Annotated in this window: 15 protein-coding genes and 1 pseudogene; 10 read left to right on the forward strand and 6 right to left on the reverse strand. The window is 59.3% G+C overall.

Features of this window, described 5'->3' with window-relative positions; genetic code table 11:
* Positions 1 to 74 precede the first annotated feature (74 nt).
* Positions 75 to 821, forward strand: a complete 747-nt coding sequence (locus AB4Y87_RS03550) for an NADPH-dependent F420 reductase (RefSeq protein ID WP_431114712.1) — start codon at positions 75 to 77, stop codon at positions 819 to 821.
* Between the two features lie 86 nt (positions 822 to 907).
* Here AB4Y87_RS03550 and AB4Y87_RS03555 read toward each other — a convergent pair whose 3' ends face one another.
* Both AB4Y87_RS03555 and AB4Y87_RS03560 read right to left on the reverse strand, forming a co-directional pair.
* Positions 908 to 3,079, reverse strand: a complete 2,172-nt coding sequence (locus tag AB4Y87_RS03555) for an amylo-alpha-1,6-glucosidase (protein ID WP_442003096.1) — start codon at positions 3,077 to 3,079, stop codon at positions 908 to 910.
* 390 nt (positions 3,080 to 3,469) lie between these two features.
* On the reverse strand, positions 3,470 to 4,501 hold the full coding sequence (locus AB4Y87_RS03560) for a DUF4192 domain-containing protein (protein ID WP_442003097.1): 1,032 nt from the start codon (positions 4,499 to 4,501) through the stop codon (positions 3,470 to 3,472).
* 561 nt (positions 4,502 to 5,062) lie between these two features.
* Here AB4Y87_RS03560 and AB4Y87_RS03565 point away from each other — a divergent pair.
* Positions 5,063 to 6,538 carry a DUF4041 domain-containing protein gene (locus AB4Y87_RS03565; protein WP_442003098.1) on the forward strand — a complete coding sequence of 492 codons (1,476 nt, stop codon included), beginning with the start codon at positions 5,063 to 5,065 and terminating at the stop codon, positions 6,536 to 6,538.
* A 171-nt stretch (positions 6,539 to 6,709) separates the two neighbouring features.
* On the opposite strand, the gene AB4Y87_RS03570 is transcribed toward AB4Y87_RS03565, so the two are convergent.
* Positions 6,710 to 6,973, reverse strand: coding sequence for a hypothetical protein (locus AB4Y87_RS03570; RefSeq protein ID WP_442003099.1), 264 nt, complete (start codon positions 6,971 to 6,973; stop codon positions 6,710 to 6,712).
* A 29-nt stretch (positions 6,974 to 7,002) separates the two neighbouring features.
* Here AB4Y87_RS03570 and AB4Y87_RS03575 point away from each other — a divergent pair, with 29 nt between their 5' ends.
* From AB4Y87_RS03575 to AB4Y87_RS03600, 6 genes are all read left to right on the forward strand, one after another.
* Positions 7,003 to 7,461 carry a hypothetical protein gene (locus tag AB4Y87_RS03575; protein WP_442003100.1) on the forward strand — a complete coding sequence of 153 codons (459 nt, stop codon included), beginning with the start codon at positions 7,003 to 7,005 and terminating at the stop codon, positions 7,459 to 7,461.
* A 21-nt stretch (positions 7,462 to 7,482) separates the two neighbouring features.
* Positions 7,483 to 8,742, forward strand: coding sequence for a hypothetical protein (locus tag AB4Y87_RS03580; RefSeq protein ID WP_442003101.1), 1,260 nt, complete (start codon positions 7,483 to 7,485; stop codon positions 8,740 to 8,742).
* A 574-nt stretch (positions 8,743 to 9,316) separates the two neighbouring features.
* Positions 9,317 to 11,737 (forward strand): ATP-binding protein, encoded by a 2,421-nt coding sequence (locus tag AB4Y87_RS03585; protein WP_442003102.1) that lies wholly within the window; start codon positions 9,317 to 9,319, stop codon positions 11,735 to 11,737.
* Positions 11,734 to 12,621 carry a pentapeptide repeat-containing protein gene (locus tag AB4Y87_RS03590; RefSeq protein WP_442003103.1) on the forward strand — a complete coding sequence of 296 codons (888 nt, stop codon included), beginning with the start codon at positions 11,734 to 11,736 and terminating at the stop codon, positions 12,619 to 12,621. The genes AB4Y87_RS03585 and AB4Y87_RS03590 overlap by 4 nt, the downstream gene beginning before the upstream one ends.
* 30 nt (positions 12,622 to 12,651) lie before the next feature.
* On the forward strand, positions 12,652 to 13,461 hold the full coding sequence (locus tag AB4Y87_RS03595) for a Cof-type HAD-IIB family hydrolase (RefSeq protein WP_442003104.1): 810 nt from the start codon (positions 12,652 to 12,654) through the stop codon (positions 13,459 to 13,461).
* A complete protein-coding gene (locus tag AB4Y87_RS03600; protein WP_442003105.1) occupies positions 13,437 to 14,402 on the forward strand; it encodes a 1-phosphofructokinase family hexose kinase in 966 nt (321 codons plus the stop codon). Before AB4Y87_RS03595 ends, AB4Y87_RS03600 begins: the two co-directional genes overlap by 25 nt.
* A gap of 1,442 nt (positions 14,403 to 15,844) precedes the next feature.
* Here AB4Y87_RS03600 and AB4Y87_RS03605 read toward each other — a convergent pair.
* Both AB4Y87_RS03605 and AB4Y87_RS03610 read right to left on the reverse strand, forming a co-directional pair.
* On the reverse strand, positions 15,845 to 16,180 hold the full coding sequence (locus tag AB4Y87_RS03605; RefSeq protein ID WP_442003106.1) for a DUF4192 family protein: 336 nt from the start codon (positions 16,178 to 16,180) through the stop codon (positions 15,845 to 15,847).
* A 268-nt stretch (positions 16,181 to 16,448) separates the two neighbouring features.
* Positions 16,449 to 16,865: pseudogene (locus AB4Y87_RS03610) on the reverse strand (DUF4192 family protein); the annotation flags it as partial.
* Between the two features lie 153 nt (positions 16,866 to 17,018).
* Between AB4Y87_RS03610 and AB4Y87_RS03615 the strand changes: the two are divergent.
* The gene (locus AB4Y87_RS03615; RefSeq protein ID WP_442003107.1) at positions 17,019 to 18,098 is read left to right on the forward strand and encodes a hypothetical protein; all 1,080 of its coding nucleotides are present in this window, start codon (positions 17,019 to 17,021) and stop codon (positions 18,096 to 18,098) included.
* Positions 18,099 to 19,282: 1,184 nt separating this feature from the next.
* Here AB4Y87_RS03615 and AB4Y87_RS03620 read toward each other — a convergent pair.
* A complete protein-coding gene (locus AB4Y87_RS03620; RefSeq protein ID WP_442003108.1) occupies positions 19,283 to 19,417 on the reverse strand; it encodes a hypothetical protein in 135 nt (44 codons plus the stop codon).
* Positions 19,418 to 19,807: 390 nt separating this feature from the next.
* On the opposite strand from AB4Y87_RS03620, the gene AB4Y87_RS03625 reads away from it, so the two are divergent.
* Positions 19,808 to 20,560: a hypothetical protein gene (locus AB4Y87_RS03625; protein ID WP_442003109.1), complete on the forward strand. Its 753-nt coding sequence runs from the start codon at positions 19,808 to 19,810 to the stop codon at positions 20,558 to 20,560.
* Positions 20,561 to 21,048: the final 488 nt, after the last annotated feature.

Genomic DNA, 21,048 nt, shown 5'->3' on the forward strand with positions numbered 1-21,048 from the left:
CAGTTCTCTGCCAGTAATGCTAACGTCAAATATGGCAGTGTACTGCCATATCACAACAAGAAGGGGCAATAGCGGTGACGACAATTGGAATAATCGGTGCAGGAATGATCGGGAGAGCTTTGACTCGGCTCGCGGTCAATGCGGGTATGGAGGTGATTCTGAGTAACTCAAGGGACCCCAGCACCTTGGCCGAGGTAGTGTCGACGCTTGGACCAAATGTACGGGCCGGATTTCCAGCTGAAGCTGCCCACGCGGGCCCAGTGGTAGTAGCAAGCATTCCGCTTGCGAACTATGGGAAATTATCTCCGGCAGATTTGGCAGGAAAAGTGGTCATAGACACCATGAATTACTACCCGGAACGTGATGGGCACATTGCCTTGCTTGATGAGGGCGCATCCACCTCCAGTGAGCTTGTGCAGAGTCACCTGTCGGACAGTTTCGTCGTGAAGACCTTCAACGCCATCTCGTTTGCGAATCTCGCTTCCAGCGCTAGACCTGCCGGCGCCTCAAGTAGGAGCGCGCTTCCGTTCGCAACAGATTCCCAGCAGGCTGAAGATGTAGTTAGTGATTTTATCGACCGGATCGGGTATGACGCCGTCTTTGCTGGAAGCCTCGCAGAGAGCTGGCGATTTGAACCAGGCACACCTGTCTATGTTGCGCCATACATGCCAAGCACTCGTCCGGAAAACATGTCGCCGGCGGAGGGCCTCCGATGGATCGTTGACACACCCGGAACACCTGTCCCAAGCAGCCACGTGAGGACGCTTTTGCAGCAGGCCGTTCGTGTAAATCCTGGAGGGCTAGTTTCCGTGGGCGCTTAGGGGCTCCCGAAACGCCACGAGGTGGGGCGCAGGAACTCGTCCGCGCCCCACCTTGCTTGGTGAGTAGATCCTGGAAAACCCTTGTCTCAGCGTGCAGAGCCTGGATTATTGGGGCGTGTTGTGACCTGTTCCATCAAGTCGCCAAGCCACGGTAGATAGCCGCGCTGATAGTTCATTCCTTCGGGTAGCCCGTTGATGGAGACATCAGAGCCCGAGATCTCTATAGAGATCCGGCCATTGGCCATCGGAGCATTTGTGATCCGCAGGTTCCCGTAAGACTCCGGTAGGACCGGATCCATCCACACTTTGCCCAGGGAAACATGGGGGTCATAGCGCATTAAGGTGGTTATCAGCATGATCGGGGTGGTGGCGGCCCACGCCTGAGGCGAGCAGGCCGTGGGATAGGGCACCGGCTGTGCGTACCGATCTCTGCTGAAGCCGCAGAATAGTTCCGGCAGACGGCCATTGGAGTACTCGGCGGCCTCCAGCAAGGCCGTAGCGATGCGCTGCGCCTCCTCGACGAAGCCGTAGCGCATAAGGCCAACCATGATGATGGCATTGTCATGTGGCCAGACGGAGCCATTGTGATAGCTTGCAGGGTTGTAAGCGCCCATGTCCGTCGCCAGCGTGCGCACGCCCCAGCCGCTAAACATCTCCGGCGACATCAACCGGTCAACGACCATCCGCGCCTTGTCTTCATCCACGATTCCGTTGGCCAAACAGTGCCCCATGTTGGATGCACAGGCATCGACAGGGCGCTTGTCCTTGTCCAAAGCAACCGCGTAGTAACCCTTTTCCGGAAGCCAGAACTGCTCGTTGAACCGCTTCTTTAGAATGGCCGCGCGTTCGGCGAGTTCGGATGCGCGGGTTACGTCGCCGGCGTCGTAGGCCATCCATGCGCGCGCCATGTAGGCGCTGTAGACGTACGCCTGCACCTCACATAACGCGATTGGCGGCTCTGCAAGTCTCCCATCGGCGAAGTTGATGCCATCCCAGGAATCCTTCCATCCCTGGTTGATGAGCCCCTGCACACTAAGGCGCTCGTACTCAACAAAACCGTCGCCGTCCTTGTCGCCATAGTGCTCAATCCATTCCAGGGCGCGGTCGGCGTGCGGCATGAGCGCGGCGATGGTCTCTTTTGCAAAACCCCACCGGCTCACCTCACCAAGCACGATCAGGAATAGAGGCGTCGCATCGACGCTGCCGTAATAGGCTGACTTGCCACCCAGAGCCAACCCTGTGGAAACATCCAGCCTGACCTCATGCAGTATTTTGCCGGGTTCCTCCTCGCTGGCCGGATCAACTACGAAACCCTGACGCTCAGCCAGAGTCTGCAGGGTTCCTAGTGCCAGCGACGGGTCCACCGGAAGGGCCATCGCAGAAGCCCACAGCGAATCCCTTCCGAACAGAGTCATGAACCATGGCGCACCAGCCGCCACCACCACGCGGTCAGGATGCTGCGGATCCTCGATTCTGAGTGAACCCAAGTCGTCGTAGCTACGACGCAGCGTTCGCTCAATGGAGCCGTTTCCTATTTGGAAAACTGGAATTTTGGCCACCCAAGCCCGACGACGTCGATCGCTTTCGGATAGTCCGTCCGCATCTGGATGAGCGAATGGGGCCACGGAATCCGCTCCGTCCGAGACGGGTACTACGCTCACCAAAGCACTCCAATGCCCGTGCTGTGGAACTGCTGCTCGAAAGGTAACAGCGTCCGGCGTCACGTCGGCTCCCGGGGCTGTCACGACTACGGCCTTGCGGAGGTTTTGCCATCGCCCCTGAATGGATAATGAGTCATCGACGTACTCGCGGGACTCTTCCCAAGAATGCTGTATCCGCGCAGCCTTAACCTCAAACACATCGGCAAAGTCCGCTTCGACTTTAAGAACGATCACGCAGTCAATGGGCTCCGTCGAGTAATTCCAGACCGTAATTTCCTCCAATATTCCGGCACCAAGATCCCGTAGCCGCTCCACAACCAGCGGGCTATCGGCATACGCGTCGGACCGAGGAACGCGACCAGCGAACAGTGCGCGATAGGGTTCTTTGACCTCCGCCGATAAAGGCTCAAGGGGCTGATCGTTTACGGTCAGCGTCCAGCCGGACAATATGCGCGTGTCCCGATGGAAGACCCCATGCGGGTACTCGGGAAGGATGTCACCGTTGGGCAGGGAGATGCAAAAGTTTGACCCCTCCACCAAAGTGACAGTGCCACCCAACGGCCCAGCCGCGGTGTCAGCGTTCCACCCTGCTGCCATCCCGGCTCCTTAGGCGGGTTCTCCTCTGCCGGCGGCGGCGAGTCTATCGAAAGCGGGGGTCTCGTCGTCGCCTGCTGTCTAGATCGACGCTACGCTCGTCGCGAGCGAGACGCCATAACCTAAATCAGGGAATTAGTGCGTGGAACTGCGGCACCCATGATTTGAATTGCGACTTTGTCTCCCTACGGCGGCTTTCAGCTTGAAACCATGAAAAGGAGGCATGCAAATTTTTGTCGGTCGTTCTCGAAGCGGCACATATCTGCAGTCTGCGAGGGGTCTTTTCGGCTGGCAGCATAGTTCCAGATGGCTGGTGTCGGAACTGTGGCGGCCAGGATGACTTCCCCGTCAACGGCACCGCCGCCGTGAAGCTCTACGGCAACCTAGAGTCGGCTATGGCATGTCGAGGTGGGTTTTGTAGGCGGTGTTTTTGTTGGTGTTCCAGCCGGCGATGATGCCGGCTCCGAGCATTTGGTCGGTGAGTCTGGCGAAGCGGTAGCCGGGGTCGGTGTCGAGGGCGAGTTGGAGGTATTGGTGTGCTTTGGAGCCTCGGCCTTGCCACCAGTTGATGTAGCCGATGGTGGTGAGGATGGGTGCTGCGTGTTGGGGGCTGGTTCTTGTGTAGGCGTGGAGGAGTAGTTGTTGTGCCCATTCGATGCGGGACCATTTCGGTGGGGTGTTGGTTTGGGCGAAGAGGATGTGTTGTGGTGGTTCGTCGATTCCGGGGATGTCGGTCATGAGCCGGTCGCGGATGTGAGGGAATTGGAAGCTGGCGATCAGGCTGAGGCAGTCCTCGTCGGTGGGGAAGTCCCTTGATTCGAGCATCCTTGTCCAGAGCAGGCTTGCTTCTCCTGCGGTTTCGTCAGGGGGCTGTGTGCGGATGGTGTGCATGCGTTCTTCGACGGCGGTTGATTTTGCTGTTTCCTGTGTCGCGGCTGGCAGCATGATTCGGTTGGTGGGTTCGATGGTGCTGCCGCGGTAGATGAATTCGGCATTGACCTGGCTGTACTCAGTGGAACTGATGGGGAGGCTGATGTCCTGCCCGGGCTCGCTGTCGTAGGGGGAGTATGCGTCGTCGCTGACGAAAATCCCGTCTCGAATGGTGATGGCATTCTCTGCGAGAACTGCAGTGAGAGCTGCAATCGTCGCTGCGTGCGGTTTGGGCTGTCCTGGCTCCGATTGGGTTGAGGTGTAGACGGCGAAGACGATGCTAGTCGCGGTGGTGTCGCTGGTCAGGTAGCTGCTTACGGTGCGGGCGTAGGGGAGTTCGGTTCCTGGTTGGCGGGGGAGGTCGATGCGGAGGGTGGCGCCCACCTTGTTTTCATCCAGGGTGATGCAGACGAGGCTTTCTGTGGGCCAGAAGCCGAGGGTGTGGCCGATGAAGCTGAGTAGGTCTGCGGGGTCTTTGATGGTGAGCGCGTTCATTGTCCTGTTCCTTTGCCTTGTGTGTTGTTCCTGTGGTCGTTGGTTCTGTGGGCCGTTCTGATAGGGGACCTGTGCGCTGGGTAGGGGCTGGAGTGCAACTTGGGGGACCGGGGCAGGGGCGGAAAGTTCGGGAGGATGGGAGCGACGCAGGAGCGCCGAGCGAAGTTTCCGGGTCGGGTCCGGCGCGTAGCGCCCTGGTTGCGCGGATGTCCCGCCCAGTGATCGGAATATCAGAATGACAAACAGCGGTGTTGCTTCTGGTCATTCATGGGCGGGACTGGCAGTGGCGCTATGACCCTCGTGACATTGTTCTAAACCGTTTCGACGCAGGGGTTGGCCCGCTTCGGGTCCGCGAAGTGAAAACATCTCAGCGCTTGCAGGTTTGCACCTAGCCATAAGGCATCTTCGTTGGCCTTGAGCCGACAGGCTTGAAATGTCTTAAGAAAACTTCAACTTCCTTCGCGAGTAAGGCAAGATCGTCCTGGGGGAGTTGTACAGGGTGATCGGACCGGCTGAGCGTTGAACCCGTAGTAATTGTTTCGACGACGATAGGTTCCCCTCGTGAGCGTCCCCGCCGGTTGGTACACAGACCCGCAAAACACCAGCTTTGTTCGCTACTGGGACGGTCGGCAGTGGACCGATCACGTCCAACCAGCCCAGGCACAGCAGCCAGCCCCGCTACAGAACTCTCCGCAGGAGCCAGTACAGGTACAAGATCATTTTCAGCAACAGCAGGTAGCGGATCAGGCCCGGATTGGAGGGCCGCGAAAGGTCGGGTTCTTCGGTGCAAAGAAGACCGCCGAGACTGCTTTGGCCGATGTAGAGCGGTTGCAAAGGATCCTGGACGAGCGAGGACTCCTCGAATTCGACCAGATAGAAGCCAGCCGGGACGAACTCCGGCGCACCATGGAGAACGAACGAAGGACGTGGGCATCCGAAAGCCAGCGTCTTGAGCAACACCTTCGCGAGCTGCGCTCCGAACTGGCTCAAGCAGAAGGCCAACTGGTGAGCCTTCGAGCCGCTGCCGTGCTTCAGGAAGTCGGTGTCTTCGATTTCGAACATCCCGCTGAGCACTCCGCGCACCTGGCCGCCAAGCTGGAATCGGTCCGTGCCCAGTACAAGGAGATGGCCCGGACCAAACAGGCAATTCATGCCACGTCGAACTTCACGTTCAACAACTCCGCGAAGCAGGGTATGAAGTTTGTGAACCAGATGTCGACCATCATGCTTCGCGCATATAACGCAGAAGCCGAAAACTGTGTAAAAACGGTCAAGGCCGGCGATCTGGCAACGGCGACAGCTCGCCTGACTAAGGCAATGGAACAGATCGAGCGCCAAGGTACGATGATCAATCTGCGAGTCGACGAGACCTATCACCACCTGCGCATCCAGGAAATGGTCCTCGCTACAGAACACCTTCAGGTCCTTGCCGCTGAGACGGAAATGGAGCGCGCCCGCCGCGAAGAGCTGCGCGAACAAAATAAGGCCGAAGCTGAACTGGCGGCGGCCCGGGAAAAGCTTGCCAAGGAACGCGCCATGCACGAGGCAACCCTGGACGCACTGATAGCCAACGGGGATCTCGAAGGTGCCGAACGCATGAGGGCTAAAATCGCTGAGGATGAGCTTGCCCTTGCTGACGTGGAACGGCGAGCTGCGAATATACGTGCCGGTTACGTGTACGTCATTTCCAATATCGGTGCTTTTGGGGAGAACATGGTCAAGATCGGGATGACCCGCAGGCTGGAGCCGATGGACCGGGTCAACGAACTGGGAGATGCGTCCGTGCCTTTCCGTTTTGATGTGCATGCGCTTTTCTACTCTGACGATGCCGTCGCCACTGAAGCCATGCTGCACAGGACGTTCGCGGAACAGCGCGTCAACAAGGTCAACCTTCGACGTGAGTTCTTCCGAGTAACCCCGCACCAAGTTCTGGAAGTGCTGAAAGAACACCAGGTCGAACTCGTCGAATTCACCGAAGTACCCACCGCCGAAGAATTCCGCCTCAGTACACCAGAGGCCGACGCCCTGCCCGTGTGACGCAGGAGTTTCATGGGGATTGATGCCGGGGAGCCACTCGGGTCTGGCAAACAATTGAAGACCGCCGGGGTGTTGGTCGTCGTTGGCCCGGCAGCTGCGGTTTCTTGTGGTCGATGACGTGGTTTGTGCTGCTGTTGCTTGCGTTGCCGATGGTATCGGTGGCGCGGACGGTCAGGGTGTAGTTGCCGTCAGTACGGAAGGTTGCAGCGGCCAGTGGAAGGTTCCACGACGTGTGCCGGTGGTGATCCGGACGGACCTGGCTGAACCAAACGTGCCGCCGGAAAGGTAGGCTCCGGTGCTGGCGCAGTGGATGCTGATCCCCACGGTGGCCACGTCGGCGCCTAACGCGATGCTTCTCCGATGGCAATGGCGCGGCTGAACGCGGCGTAATGGATGGCCGATGATGGCCGATGACCGAACCCGGGTGGTAGACATGGAATCCTGAAGCGGAAATGGGGGATTCGGTGAAAACCAGGTTCGTGTTGGTGGCATTGGCCGTGGTGGCGGCAGTTGTAGCAGCAGTTTTGGTGTGGCAGCCGTGGGCCCGGCCCGCATCATCTGCTGAGGGCTCCGTTGGGCTGGGTCCAGGCTGGTCCACCACCGTGGAATTCCCGGAAGGTTCAGGATTTCGGGCGCAGGTCACGGCCAAAACTCCTACTGAAGAACAGTTGCTGGCTCAGCCGTCGGCAGCCACGCTCGTCGGCCTGTCAGCGTACGAGATGGACGGCGGATCGTTCCCTGATGCCGGCGCCTCGGTCCGGATGATTCTGGAGACCCCAGTGGCACAGGACCACGTCGTCGTTGCCGCCCATTGGAATGAGAGCGCCAAGATCTGGGAGCCAATTCCCACGGAGCTCTCCGAGGACCGCAAGACCGCAACGGCGAAGGTCTCGCACTTCTCGCAGTACGGATTCTTCGACTAGCTCTTCAACGCGCTGGGCCAAGTGACGGGCAACGCTGCATCGAGCGGGGTCAGCTGCGAGCAACCGGTGCCGGCCTGGGCGGACCCGCAGTTCTTCGACGACATCAACTCACCCATCCTGTGGTGCGGGGGCAAGGACGCCAACAACAGCGACCTCCTGGTGGCTAAGCTAAAGATGAACCGGGACACTGCCGCGAAAGTCACACTTGCCATCGACCCTGTCTGGGCTTGGAGTGACCTTTGGCAGGCCGGGCCGACGGATCTGGCGACGATGGCAGCTGCGGCGGAGCTCCCCAAAAACCCTTTCGACAAACGCCAATACTTGGTCCAGCCGTTCGGGGAGATGCACTTCGGTTTCAATCGGGCCGCATTGGAAGAGCTCTACTACGGCAACAGTGGCAAACCCCTGATTCAGGTGGAGACAGGCTGGTTCTATACCGCGGCGGCTACGATATGGAGCCAGATCGGCGGGCTTGCTGGCGGGGACAGCCCCATCACCGCGGTGGCCTCGACGATGGCCCTGATGGAGTGCGGCCACGAACTGCTGACGATTGGCGCCAGGGGCACCGCGGTGGACGCATACCGGAAGGCCCTCGCCTGCCTGGGCACCGATCAGGCCAAGGACGCGGTCCACCGGGGAGTCAGGACACTCCTGGCCGACCGCTATCCGCACTTGTCGGGCGGATGGATCACGGTGTACGCACAGAAAATCCTGTCCAAATTCGGGCTCATTGGCTTGGGCATCGGTACGGCTGGCATCAGCCTCAAGATCTTCTCTGCTATCGGCGACTCTACATTGAGCGATGATGTCCGACAGTTCCGCTTCACTCCGTCTGTGAGCGCCATCAAGGCCAGTGCAGAAAAGGCGAGACTGTCGCGCTCAGTCCCGGGGATGCCTGAGGAGCTGAAGGGAAAGTGGTGCTCCCACAGCATCCCGGGAGATTGCTTCAGCGCCAACGAGTATTTGGCCAAGTACCCTGGGTTCCGTTTTCACAGCTCCAGCCCTGCCAGGGGAGTGCTCCAGGCAACGGACTATGTCTTCTGCCTGGAGCTCGACCTTGGAGACAGCTGTACTACGGCCATGACGATCTACTTGCGTTACTTCCCGCCCGGCGTGGCTTGGGATTGTGTGAAGATTGAGGTCGTTGGGGAGGGCTGGCCGGGGTGCAACCCGGATTACACCTCGGAGCATGATGCCTCTGAGCCTCGCGTCGTGAAGCTTCTCAACCACCAGCATGGGACAAATTACTCAGATGCCATACCGATGTACAGCCTTGGGTGAAGCGGCTGCCCTCCAACAGCGCCGTGGCAGGCCGGGCAGGCCTTGAGGTGATTCAGCGGGGACTGAGTTCCATCGGCCTGGCACATGTGTTGCGTCGGCTCCCGGGCGAACTTCCGTTCCTCCAAGCAGTTGATGATGACTCATCGCTGGACTGCCTGAAACCGGGATGGCAAAACGACCCAGAGTCCATCTACTGGTGCAGCTACGGTTTCCAGCCGGGTTCCTTGTTGGCTTTGGATAGGTTCTCGTATACGCCTCCAGTTCTCGTATACCCCTCCAGGCGTGTTGGACTAGGTGGTGCCGGACGATGGAGCCAAGGGCTGTCATGGCAAGGCTCCAGTTCGCGTAAGCCTCAAGGCTTAATTCGCGTGCGTTGGTTTGAACCTGCGGGGGATTCCGCCGGCGATGTCGGCACATGAGGTGGACTGCACCGGGCGTGGACCTTTCGTCTCGCAATGTCCTTCGTTGACATCCATGAAGCGGCGGGCATGACCGCAGGCGGACGTGCCGCCACCAGGGCACCTCCTTGATGAGTCAACGCGAATCCTTGACCTCCGCCTGAGCCGCCCATAGCATGAACCCACTATCGCCTATCCGGTGCGATGTGGGCATATTTGGGGTGTCGGTGAATCGCAATATTGTCGGCGGGTTGTATGGCCGAGACGTGGAGTTGGCGCAGATCAGCAGGACCCTCGAACGCGTGAGCAGCCGAGAAATCAGTCCCGCCGGAGCGGTGATCATGCTCAGCGGGGTTAGCGGGGCGGGAAAGTCGGCACTTGCCGAAGCGGTGTTGGAGGAAGCGGAACACCTGGGCTATGACTGCGTCCGCACGGCATGTGAACCTTTCCACGAGGGGATGAGCTACTTCCCGGTGCGAGAACTCGTACGGCAGATGGCGGGGGGCCGGCCCGTTGGAGAGCTAGTCGCCGAGCAGTTCGGATCCGGTTCGTCCGAGGTCGAGATGGCGGCCGTAAGCGAATCAATTTCTGCTGATCCAGCCAGCCGCAGAGAAGCCATTGTGGCCACTTTCACCAACGTAATCATGGGTGACTATCGCAAAACCGGATCCTCGCCGAGACTGCTGTTCATCGACGATCTCGAACACTTGGACGTTGGGAGCGCTGACGCGCTGATCTGTTTAGTCTCGCGCCTCAATGAAGGTCCCGTCGTCATCCTCGGGGCATTTCGCTCCGACCGGGTAGCGGAACCCACGCACCCCATCCGTCCTGTCATCGCTTCCGCGCGACGTATGGAAGGCGTCTATCAGAATCACGAGATCCGGGGCTTCGACGTCGTGGGTTTCGGGTCACTCGTGGAATCATTGCTCGGCGGTCCCGCTAAACTGCCGGAGACGGTCACCAGGAAGCTTTACGAAGAGACGGAGGGAAATCCGCTCTTTACCCGTGAGCTGATCCGAATGCTTTGCTCTCCCGATCCAAGGTCCGGCCGAGTTTCGCTGAGTCAAGTCGACGATGTCTGGTTGTTCGATGGAGACATTGGGTCTTGGGATATCCCCGACTCCGTGGAGGAGGTTATTGCCTCTCGATTGAATCTGCTCGACGTCGAAGAGAGGCACGAACTCGAACTGGCCGCAGTCGTCGGCCGACGGTTTGCTTTTGCCGTACTTCACGGCCTGATGGAGGCAGGAGAGGACGAACTCCTGCGTGACATGGAAAAGTTCCTGGACGTGGATTTAATTCGTGAGCTCCAGACGAGTGACGAATCCTTCGAATTCTCACACGGCAAAATCCGTGACGTGCTCTACGCGCAGCTAAGTGGACTGCGGAAGCGCCGGTTACACGCCCAGGTTGCCGGCGTCATCTCCAATTTGCGGGCGAGTTCCAACGAGGACTGGGACGCCTTGATCGGAGAGCACTTGTATCTGGCCGCCAAGTACGCAGATGCTTTCCCATACTTGCTGAGGGCGGCCCGCAACGCGCAGGCCACGGGAGCCTCCACTGAGGCCGCGGCGCTCTTTGGAAAAGCGCTGGAGTCATCGGATGGTGTCGTGTTCGACGGGGACGACTCAAGGGCTTCGATTCAGCTCGAGCTCGTGAACGCGTACATAAGTGCGAGCGAGGTTGCAAAGGCTGGACGTCTACTTGCGCAGCTGACCGGTGCAGCCAATCCCTCCTCGATCCGGACTGTGGCGCTCGATTTGCTGGGCGACGTGCTCCTATTCGAGGGTGAGATCGATCAGGCCCTCGCCGCGTACGAAGAGAGTCGCCGACTCGCAGAGGCGCTCGATGACACCGAGGCTCTTTGCGAAGTGTTATGTGATTTGGCCGAATTACACGGCCGCCAGTACGAACGACAGGCGGGCATCGCACCTGCCATCGCTGAGAGTCATCGCATCCAGTACGTCACACACGTCGATGAAGCGTTTGCGATGCGTGCTGACCTCGCGCCTGGCCCCCTGCGGGCTCGGGCGCTGCGGAATAAGGCGAAGCTGTCGCGTGTATCCGGCGACCTGTCCGTGGCGGAGAGCCTTTACCGACAGGCTATCGACACCGTTGACGGTCGCGTGGCGAGCCACCGCTTTCTCGTGCCCTACGCGAAGACCCTTCGTCGGGCGGGCAAAGCGAAGGAGGCGCTCGAGCACATCGAGCGTGTGATCTCGTGGAGCACTCAGGTCGGTTCTGCTCGATCCCAGGCGATCGGTTGGCAGTACAAGGCGACCTTCCTCATGACTCTCGCCAAAGATGAAAAATCCTTCTCGGAAGCGAATGCGGCTGCCGAGCGTGCTTTGCATGGGCATCGATCAATTGGCTACGCGCAGGGTATCCGCGAGACTGAGATCGTGCTTGGAGAGATAGCCCTGAGAACCGGTGACCTCCGGCGCGCCCTTGAGTGGTTCACCTCGGCAGCTGACGCACGCGACCTTGCGAGCAATGAACTGCTGGAGGTAATCGCGATCGAGCTCGACGCCAACGGAGAGGAAGATCGGGCGGCCCTGATCCGGGATTCAGTCGAGGCCGAGGCAGCAACTGCATGAGGCGGCTCTGGTCGAGGCTCCAATCGACGAGCCTGCCCGCGCTTGTCCTTATCGCGGTAATCTTTGGCGTCGGAATTACAATGTGGGTCCTAGGTCCAAGCGAAGGCAACAAGTACTCCGATCTAGGAATCAATCTCGGCGTCGGCGCGCTGCTTGGTGTGGCCGTTCTGTATGTAGAGGCGGTGGTCGGTCGGGTAGATGCGGAACGTGAGCGCCGGCTTGCTGAGGAGCAGCGGTTCGTCCAGACGCTCATAGCCGCTGCTGACTTGACTGAGATCCGTATCCCTGGCAGGAGCCTGGCGGGGATCATCCTCGCAGCACGCGATCTTAGCGGTGGCGATCTTTCTTCGACCGACCTCACACGCGCAGACCTCCGCAAAACGAATCTCTCGAGGGCAGATCTGAGCGGTTCTTGTGCCGCCGGTCTCAATCTGCACGGTGCGACTGTCGACGCGCTCAAGGCGAGGAACGTGGACTGGACGGGTGCAAACCTATCGCGCCTCGCTGGCTCGGATGCTGACTTCACCGAAGCTCGGATCATAGACTCCTCTTTTGTGGATATCCGGCTTCCACGGGCGCTGATTGACCGTGCAGTTTTTGAACGAGCGGATATGCGCCGCGCCGACCTGTCGGATTGCTGTGGCAGCGCGGTCGTTCTTCGGGGGACGGATCTGCGGGCAGCCAGTTTGCGTGGAGGCCGGCTAATAGGCGCGGATCTGCGCGATGCTGACTTGCGCGCCGCGGACCTGAGAAACGCCACGTTCGAGTCTCCGGATTTACGCGGCACCGACCTGCGTGACTGCAACGTCGAGGGGCTTGTGCTGCGGGAACCGATCGTTGACGATCGGACCCGGCTGCCCGTTTCTGCCCCACACCTGACGTAATTGTTCACATCGCACGAGGAGACCCAAGACATGGCCATGTTCTGTACAGACATTGACGGCACATTGCTCAACCCGGACCGAACGCTATCTCTGCGCACGATCGACGCTGTCAGGGCCATCCGGGCCGCAGGGCATGCTTTCGTGCTCTGTTCTTCGCGCATGCCGGAGTCGATGCGGATCCTCGAGCGACTGTACGACGGCGCCGACGAGCCGTTGATTGCCTACAATGGCGGACTCGTGCTGTCCCGTTCGGGTGCAGTTGTACACGATATCGCCATCGCACCGGAGCACGCTCGGAGGATCGCCGAATACTGCTCCGGCGTTGACCTGCACGCGAGCTTCTTCGCTGGCGAGGATTGGCATGTATGGGGCGATGATCAGTGGACGGCTCGTGAAATCAACAACACGGGGGTTTCGCCGAACTCGATGCCATCGAAGACATACATCTCCTCTGGTCGGGTAGATGCACATCCGCCGCACAAGGTCATGTGCATGGGTGAGCAGTCGTTGGTAGATGGGATCGAGGCGCTGCTCAGCACCGAGCCCAGTGTCGTAACATACCGTTCCAAAGACACCTACCTCGAGATCGCCAACTCGGCTTGTTCGAAAGGACTTGGGGTCGAGGCCGCCGCTGAAGAGCTTGGCTATGACAAGAGCGACTGCTACTTCTTCGGGGACAACTACAACGACATCCCGGCCTTCGCCGCCGTGGGAACTTCTATCGCGGTTGCGAACGGCAAACAGGCGGTGCTCGACGCGGCGACGGTCACTACCGCGCGCCATCACGATGACGGTGTCGCAGCCTACCTCGAGACGTGGCTCGCAGCGGCCAGAGCGTGATACGCACGGTAACCCTTAGTCCAGGATTTGACCACGAAGTACATGTTGACCGCATCGATCCTGGTGAGGTTGGTCGGGTGATGTCGTGGCGTGTTCACGCTGCAGGCAAGGGAATGAATGTCGCGCGCTTCGTCAAGACGCTCGGAGCGGAAGCGCACGCGTACTCCCTGGTCGGTGATCTCGACGAGGGAAGGTTCCGCGAAGCGGCGGCGGCCGACGGCGTTCATGTCGACACTTTCGCTGTTCCGGGCCGGACACGAGATAACCTCACGCTAACGAGTGAAGCTTTGGGCGCGATGGCCGGGCACGCCAGCGGACCGCGACTCGGCGCAGTCTCGTCCGAAGTAGTTGATCGGCTGTTTTCAAAGCTGCTTCGCGACGTGAGTCCTGGCGATATCGTGGTCTTGAGCGGCGCGATCCCAGACGGTCTGGACGTCGACACATGGGCTCGCATGGCACACTCTGTCGTGGCCGCCGGCGGCTCTGTCGTTGTCGACGGGCAGGGCGCTGCCCTTGTCGAGGCTGTACGCACGGGTGTCGTGGCGATGACAAAGCCAAATGAGCATGAGGCGGGCGCGATTCCTGGTGTGCGACTCGATGACCCACTCTTGTTACGTGCGATCGCCGGGCTGCGTTGGATGGCGTCACACGGGGTCGACGAGCCTGTCGTATCCCTAGGGGCGCGCGGGATTGTCCACCGTTGGGATGACGCGATCATGCTTACGAGTTGTCCGGTCGCTGAGGCGCGGGTAGCTGTTGCGGCCGGTGACGCGTTCGTCGCGGGGTATTGCGTTGGAGCGTCCGGACAAGGGCCAACGAATTTAAGGCCGATCGATCTTGCCGTCGCCGCAGCATCCGCCCACGTGGCCGGCCATACAGGGTTGAGGTCGGTCCAAGAACGAATCGACTCGATCGACAGCGCGGTGCTTGACTCGCTCTAACAGGCTGGAGTGACAGCGGTTTCATGGCTCGGCATGTTGAGCCGTTGGCCCGGACGCCGGTCCTTCTTCCTGGAAGGGTCGGCCTCTGGCTGTTTGCGCGGGGGCGGACTAAGGCCGACAATGGCGGCTCATCCGCGGGTTCATAGCTCCGGGGGCTTGTGCGGCTGGGAACTGCAGGAGCGCTGGGCCGGACGGTGCATCGTAATAGGACCGACCTCCCCTGAACTCCACCTAGGCAAATCCTGACTCGATCCAGTGAAGCGGTGGTTGGCTGACCAGCGCATCGGGCTTCCGATGTGGCACTCGGGTTGCTGATCTCTGTCATGTACTTCAGGGCGGGCACTCCATGAAGGATATGAAAGGAGGTGAATCGATTTGATGGAAATTGCTGCGTTGTTGCCCCTCGAAAACATGGTTCTTTCGCTCGAACTTTTCATGCCCAGTTACGGCCCCGGGAGTGGTCGCGACAGGGCAAAAAAGAAGTGTGAACAATGTCCACACTTTCCGCCTCGGACTGACCAGTACTGCCGCCGGACAGGCCCGGATTCCGCATGTTTTCAAGGGTTCCCAGTGTTCCCAAGGCTCGGAATCCCGTTCGAGTCCCACCTCGGGCACGGCATACCCCCTCGTCAGAGGGGGTTTTTGCTTTAACGTGTGTACAAAGCTTGACAGGACCTCTGCCTCATCGTCCCGGATCGTGCCTGGCCGTCGGGTACCGCCTGTTCAGTTTGGGTGGGGGAGCGGGTTCAGGGTCCTGGCTGGTGGGCCCTCCGCTTGCTCTGTACTGGGGCTATTCGTTCCTTTCCTGGTTCGTTCGGGAGGTCGTGGTTGTCCTACACCTCTTCATGGGTAGGGATGCTGAGCACGACATGACTCTGGGAACTTGCAATAAAGATCCTGACTTCGGTTCGTTCCTCGGGCGAGGAGACGTGGATGGTGGCTGCTTTGTCAGGCCAAAGGGGGTGTGGACATTGTCCACACTTAAATCGTCTTTATTGCGCATGCTTGCGGCCATTAGCTCTTCCCTCCTTGGGCCTACGTACACTCATGCATGTGAGTGGCCATAGCGACATGACGCGGATCCGGAAGCGCTCTGCATGTGCAGGATCATTCCGAGGCGAGAGTTCGGCGGCCACGGTCGGCCGAGTGCCATCAAATGGGTCTTGGCCGTGTCAACGCAGGCGCACTGCGAAATCAAGCGGGACGCGGGCCTGACGCAGATGACCGCTCCCAGGGGTGCCTCCGGCACCCTGCAGCTCACGCGAACGTCGGCTGAACACGTAGACGCTGCCCAGTCTGCCGATGAGCGCCCATACGCCGCGCTGCCGATAAGCGCATTTTCGTCAAGCTATGGCTCCCAGTTTTCTAGCCGTCAAACTAGCTTAGGAAGCCACAGATTTTTGAGTCCTCGCTTAGCGAGTTCACCACAGGGTCACGGCATGTCAAAGGTGCTCTGGTAGGGCGGTGGTTTTGTTGTTGTTCCAGCCTGCGATGACGCCGGCGCCGAGCATGTGGTCGGTGAGGCGTGCGAAGCGGTAGCCGGGGTCGGTGTCGAGGGCGAGTTGGAGGTATTGGTGGGCTTTGGATCCCCTGCCTTCCCACCAGTTGATGTAGCCGATGGTGGTGAGTACGGGTGCCGCGTGCTCTGGGGCTGTGAGGGTGTACGTGTGGAGGAGCAGGTCTTGGGCCCGTTCGATGCGTGACCAGTTTGGTGCTGTGGTGGTTTGGCCGAAGAGGATGTGTTCGTGTGGTTCGTCGATGCCGGGGATGTCTGCCATGAGTTGATCGCGGATGTGGAAACTGGAAATAGGCGACGAGCTTCAGATCGTCCTGGTCTGTGGGATAGTCGTTGGTGTTGAGCATGCCGGTCCAGAGGCGGTGGGCGTCCTGGATTGCTGCCGACGGTGAGCGGTTGAGGATGGCTTCCATGTGGTGTTCGACGGCGGTCGCGTGCTCCCGCTTGTGAGCGGCAGGTGGGAGGGTGATTTGGTTGTTGGATTGGATGGTGCTGCCCCGGTATATGAATTCGGCATTGACCGGCGAGTACTCAGTCGTGCTGAGTGGCATGGGGATGTCCTCGCCGGGGCGTGTGTCATAGGGGGAGTAGGTGGTGTTGGTGACGTAGATACCATCGCGGACGGTGATGCCATCTTGGGCCAGGACGCCGGTAAGGGCTGCGATGGTGGCCCGGTGCGGTCGCGCTTCGCCTGGTTCGGGTTTTTGTGTTGTGTAGTGGGCGAAGACGATGCCGTTGGCTCGTTCGTCGGTGGTGAGGTAGGCGGCGACTGTGCGTGTGAAGTGGATTTCGTAGCCTGGTTGTTTGGGGAGGTCGATGCGGAGGGTGGCGCCGACTTTGTCTTTGTTGAGGGTGATGCAGACGAGGCTTTCTTGTGGCCAGAACCCGAGGGTGTGGCCGATGAAGCTGAGCAGGTCGGCGGGGTCCCGGATGGTGAGAGCATTCATGACTGACTTCCTTTGGCGGTTCAAGGGCTGTCGTTATTCATGGATGTCTACCGTGCCAGGACCATGACGCCGGGCCGGCCCGGCCCGGCGCGGTGGCATGGCATATCGCCACCGTCCCCGGGGCCATCATCGTTCGGTCATAGACTTGCATCCGTGATCGGTATGCGCGGGCTCGGACAACGGATTGGTGCAGGGGCTGTAACCCTGGTGACGGGAATTCTCGGATTCCTGATGGCTCAACCAGCATTCGCAACGACTCCAGCGCTCGCTGAGGCCGGATCCATTTTAGTCGGGGTAAAGCATGGCAGTGCAGCTACGCCCGTCCGTGTAGATGTGCATATGACTCTCCACCCGTCCGAACGCGAGGGCAAGTTCTCACTATCGCTGCTTGGCGATCCGGAGGTGCCTGTGACTCCTGAAAAAGCTGGAGATCTCATACTAGGCTTTTGCGGGGCTATGAAAGATGTGAGGCTGAGGAAAGCGGGCGGAAGCGACGAGCTCAGACTGGAACCGCTGGTAGCGCCGACCGGCCGAGACTACTTCTCCGGTGCTGTAGGGTTCAATATCTCCCTCGAGGACGACTGCAAGATGCTGATTGTCCAAAACAGCGAACTTTCGGGCTTTCTTGTCGGGACTGCAGGGGCGAGTTGGGCAGTCTTCTTTGAAGGCGAAGCGTTGGCACCTACCGCGGCAATTGCAGGTGCCCAACAGCGATTCGTCTTTCCAAACATCACATCAACGTTTCTTCCGAGAGATGTGCTAATGATGGACGCTGTGGCACAAAATTCTAGGGCAACCTTGACGCCCAAGGGTCTCCCGAGGGAATTCGTTCCGTCTGTTACTACCCCAGCGATGCCAGATTCGGGCATTTTGGAATGGAAGTTTCCGATTGCTGCCGTTCAAGACTCGAAGAGCTACCGTATAACAGGAACTGACCAGCAAGAGAATGCTTGGGCGCAAGGGCAACTATTTCTGGCTTCCGGGTTGTTCGGCATAGCTGGTGGTGGCCTGATCTGGTTTTTTGGGACTTTCTTTATCGGCGCGGAGAGGGATCTGCAAACTACTGCTTCCTCCCTTACAGCGGTGAGAACTTCTTCACCCAGCCGTCTGCTCGGACGAAGGCATCGCAAGCGAGTACTGGCTACCATCATGGCGACGTTCCTTGCTGGCGGCATCCTTGTTCGTCACTCAAGGAGGCGGCGTTCCGCGCCAAATAAGCGTAGGCCGGAGTAAGCCGTACAGGACTTGCCTTTGACAAGAATGACTTGTCTTAGATCAAGCTACAGATTTGTTCGGACAATGCGGTTGCGTGAACCGACGGTTCCGCATTGCTAGTCTGGGCAAGCTACCCTTGGAAGCTCCAGCGGAATCGAAGAGCCCATCAGGCCTGGGAAGAACAGCACGAACGAGTCTTAATCGATTCTGATGACTTGATCAATATGGTCCCAACAAGCCGCAAGCTTAGCGGTCGGAAAGGGGTCAATTGTTCGTGGTCGGGTATGTTGATTCCGAGGGACCCGCAGGGCAACGTCACTTCTCCTGTTACCGATGTGGGCGCTTACGTTTGATCCCAGAGCGAAGAGGAGGCAAGTGTGACTCTAGCCGGACGGGGCTTTGAGCTACGGGGAGTGAGTCTTTTTGGTCCGAAGCCTTTGGAAGCTGTGCATGTGAAACTCGATGACGGACTCTCCGTACTTTATGGCTTGAACGGAGCGGGAAAGACTTCAATCCTCCGAGAAGCCGAAGCCGTTCTTCGAGGCATCGGACCAAACGAAGTGAATGGGGTTGCTTCGGAATTGTCCTGTCTACACATACGGATTTCCGCATTGGATGAGGATCCTGCTTCATTTGAAACGTCAGAGTTTGAAGACGCTTTCGTGGAGTCGTTTTTTGGAACTGGGCATCTGGCTGTTATGCCCGAGCACATCTCGCGGCTTGAAAGATGGCAATGGCTCCTTCATGAGTGCCTGGGCGGCGAGATTGATGAGGAGTGGATCTGGGACGATCCTGTCCTTTCCCAGCAAGCCGCGATCTCGTTTTGTCTGGTGCCGCGGGGGACCGCATCCGGACCCGCATGGGGGACATACCTGAGTGTCGAACTGGGTGACGAGAACTGGGAGGACGTTCGCGAGTCACGCCGGCGGCAACGTGAATTCATCGATACGGTGGTGGCCTCAGGGGCGTGGAAACCGGACCACGATTTTGGTAGGGACCCGGTGGGTGCTTTCGGGGAGACGCCGTGGACGCGTCTGTCGTCCGGTCGTGGAGTTATGGAGCCCGACCACCTATCAGGCTGGCCCAAAAATTTCCCGCTCCCCGTTTCCGCCCTAGGAAAGGTCGCCGTTCCCCCTGTCCAGGTAATTTCGGATAGCGGATCCATTGGCAGCACTCGTGCCACAACGAACAGCCTCCTCGTATCATTTGCCGAGGAGAATGGGGAACTCATCGACATCGCCGACGATGCTGAAACTCGCTTGCACCCCGGGTTTATGTGGGCGGTTGAACGGCTGGAAGGAGACGCCAACGCGTTCCTTGAGCTCACAGGGCCCCATTCGTTCGAGCTTAGGCTGGAACTGAAGTCCCCCCATGAGTGGTTCGTCGGCGAGATCCCGGAATGGGTCGTGCTTGGACCGGATGGCCGGAGTTTCGGGATAGGACGGCTATCCGGGGCCGAACTCCGGTGGGCTCTGGCAGCGCTCCAGTGGAGCAACGCAGGGGTTGACCAAACCTTGCCACTGGTCTTTCTTATCGACGAGCCTGAACGAGGGCTTCATCGCATACGGGAGCAAGATCTTCCGCGAATGTTACAGAATCTGCTGAAAAGGTCGAGGAACCTCATGGTGCTTACGGGGTCGCACGCACCGTCTTTCCTTGACGGGCGGGTCGGAGCAGCCTTGCATCATGTAAGGCGGTTGCCGGGCAATCCAACAACCCTGCATGAGGTGGATCTCGGATCGAGCTCATTGCTCTCATCATCCGCGACGGAACTAGGACTAGCACCGAGTGACCTCTTACAGCTAACTAGGGTAGTGGTGCTCGTTGAAGGTGCCCACGACGAGATCGTCTTCGATTCGGTATTGGGTGAGGATATTCGTCGTGCCCGCGGGAGAATCATCCCGATCAACGGGGCAGGACATGCCAAATCCATCGCCGATGCCCGGATCCTTTTAGATGCGACGACAGCAACGATTGTCCTTGTCCTTGACAACGTCGATTCCCAGCCCGTCCTCGATGTGTGGAATCAGGCGACCCAGGCCTGCCGTGACGGAAATCGAAAAGCAGCGAAATCAATCCTTTCCGGCCTCAGTCGGCTGGGACGTGGCGGCGAGGTAGTTTGGCTCCAGGCCTTGGGCGAGAGGGCCATTGAAACGAACGTCCTTCACCGCATCAAGCCGTTTGGGCTTCTGAAGCGTGACGTTCTGTGTTATCTGCCGACTTCGAGTTTTCTGTCAGGCACTGCTGGTTGGGAGGAGCTGTCGGCCGACTACGAACGAGCCAGGAACGCCGGAACCACTAAGGAAGACTTCAAGTCCTGGCTGAAGCACATGCGCGGAGCAGACTTTTCCCGCGACAAAGTGAAGGAGGCTGCTCTGTCTTTGGGGGGCGATCTGCCACGTGAGTTCGCGGACTTAGCACTCAAAATTTACGAGTTCAGCATCATGGGGCCAATTGACGAACTCGAACGTCTACTTTGACGTGGACGCCTCGCCCCATTCCTGGATCCTGGCCGGAAACGCGTCAGAGACACGATCCCTGGCGGCGGGGTCGGCGATGGGACGGCCCGCGTCCCGCGCGGCGACGTGTCCGGCGACAGCGTGATGCGAGCAGCCCGTGCGCTGCGCGGTTGCCCGAAACGATCCGATCAGGTCGTAGGCAGCGAGTATTTGAACTATTTCTCTGTTAGACCTTCATACAGGGCCTCTTCTTGAGAGATTCAATGCGATTAGTGACCGTCTGTCAGATCCCGGGGAGAGGCTGACCAAGCAGGGCATCCTCGTGTTCGGCAAGCAGGTGCCGCTCATGATCGGAGTAGCCACGGCGGCTGGGGCAACGACCTGCTCGGGTGGTTAGTGGTGAAGTCAGCACGGAAAGTTTTCCGGCCTGCGCCGGAGAGTTGGGAGGATGAGAACGCCGATCCTTCCCTGGCAGCCGTTGCACCAGACGAGACGGCCGAACGTGCGGG

The sequence above is a fragment of the Paenarthrobacter sp. RAF54_2 genome, assembly GCF_052113945.1.
GTDB lineage: Bacteria > Actinomycetota > Actinomycetes > Actinomycetales > Micrococcaceae > Arthrobacter.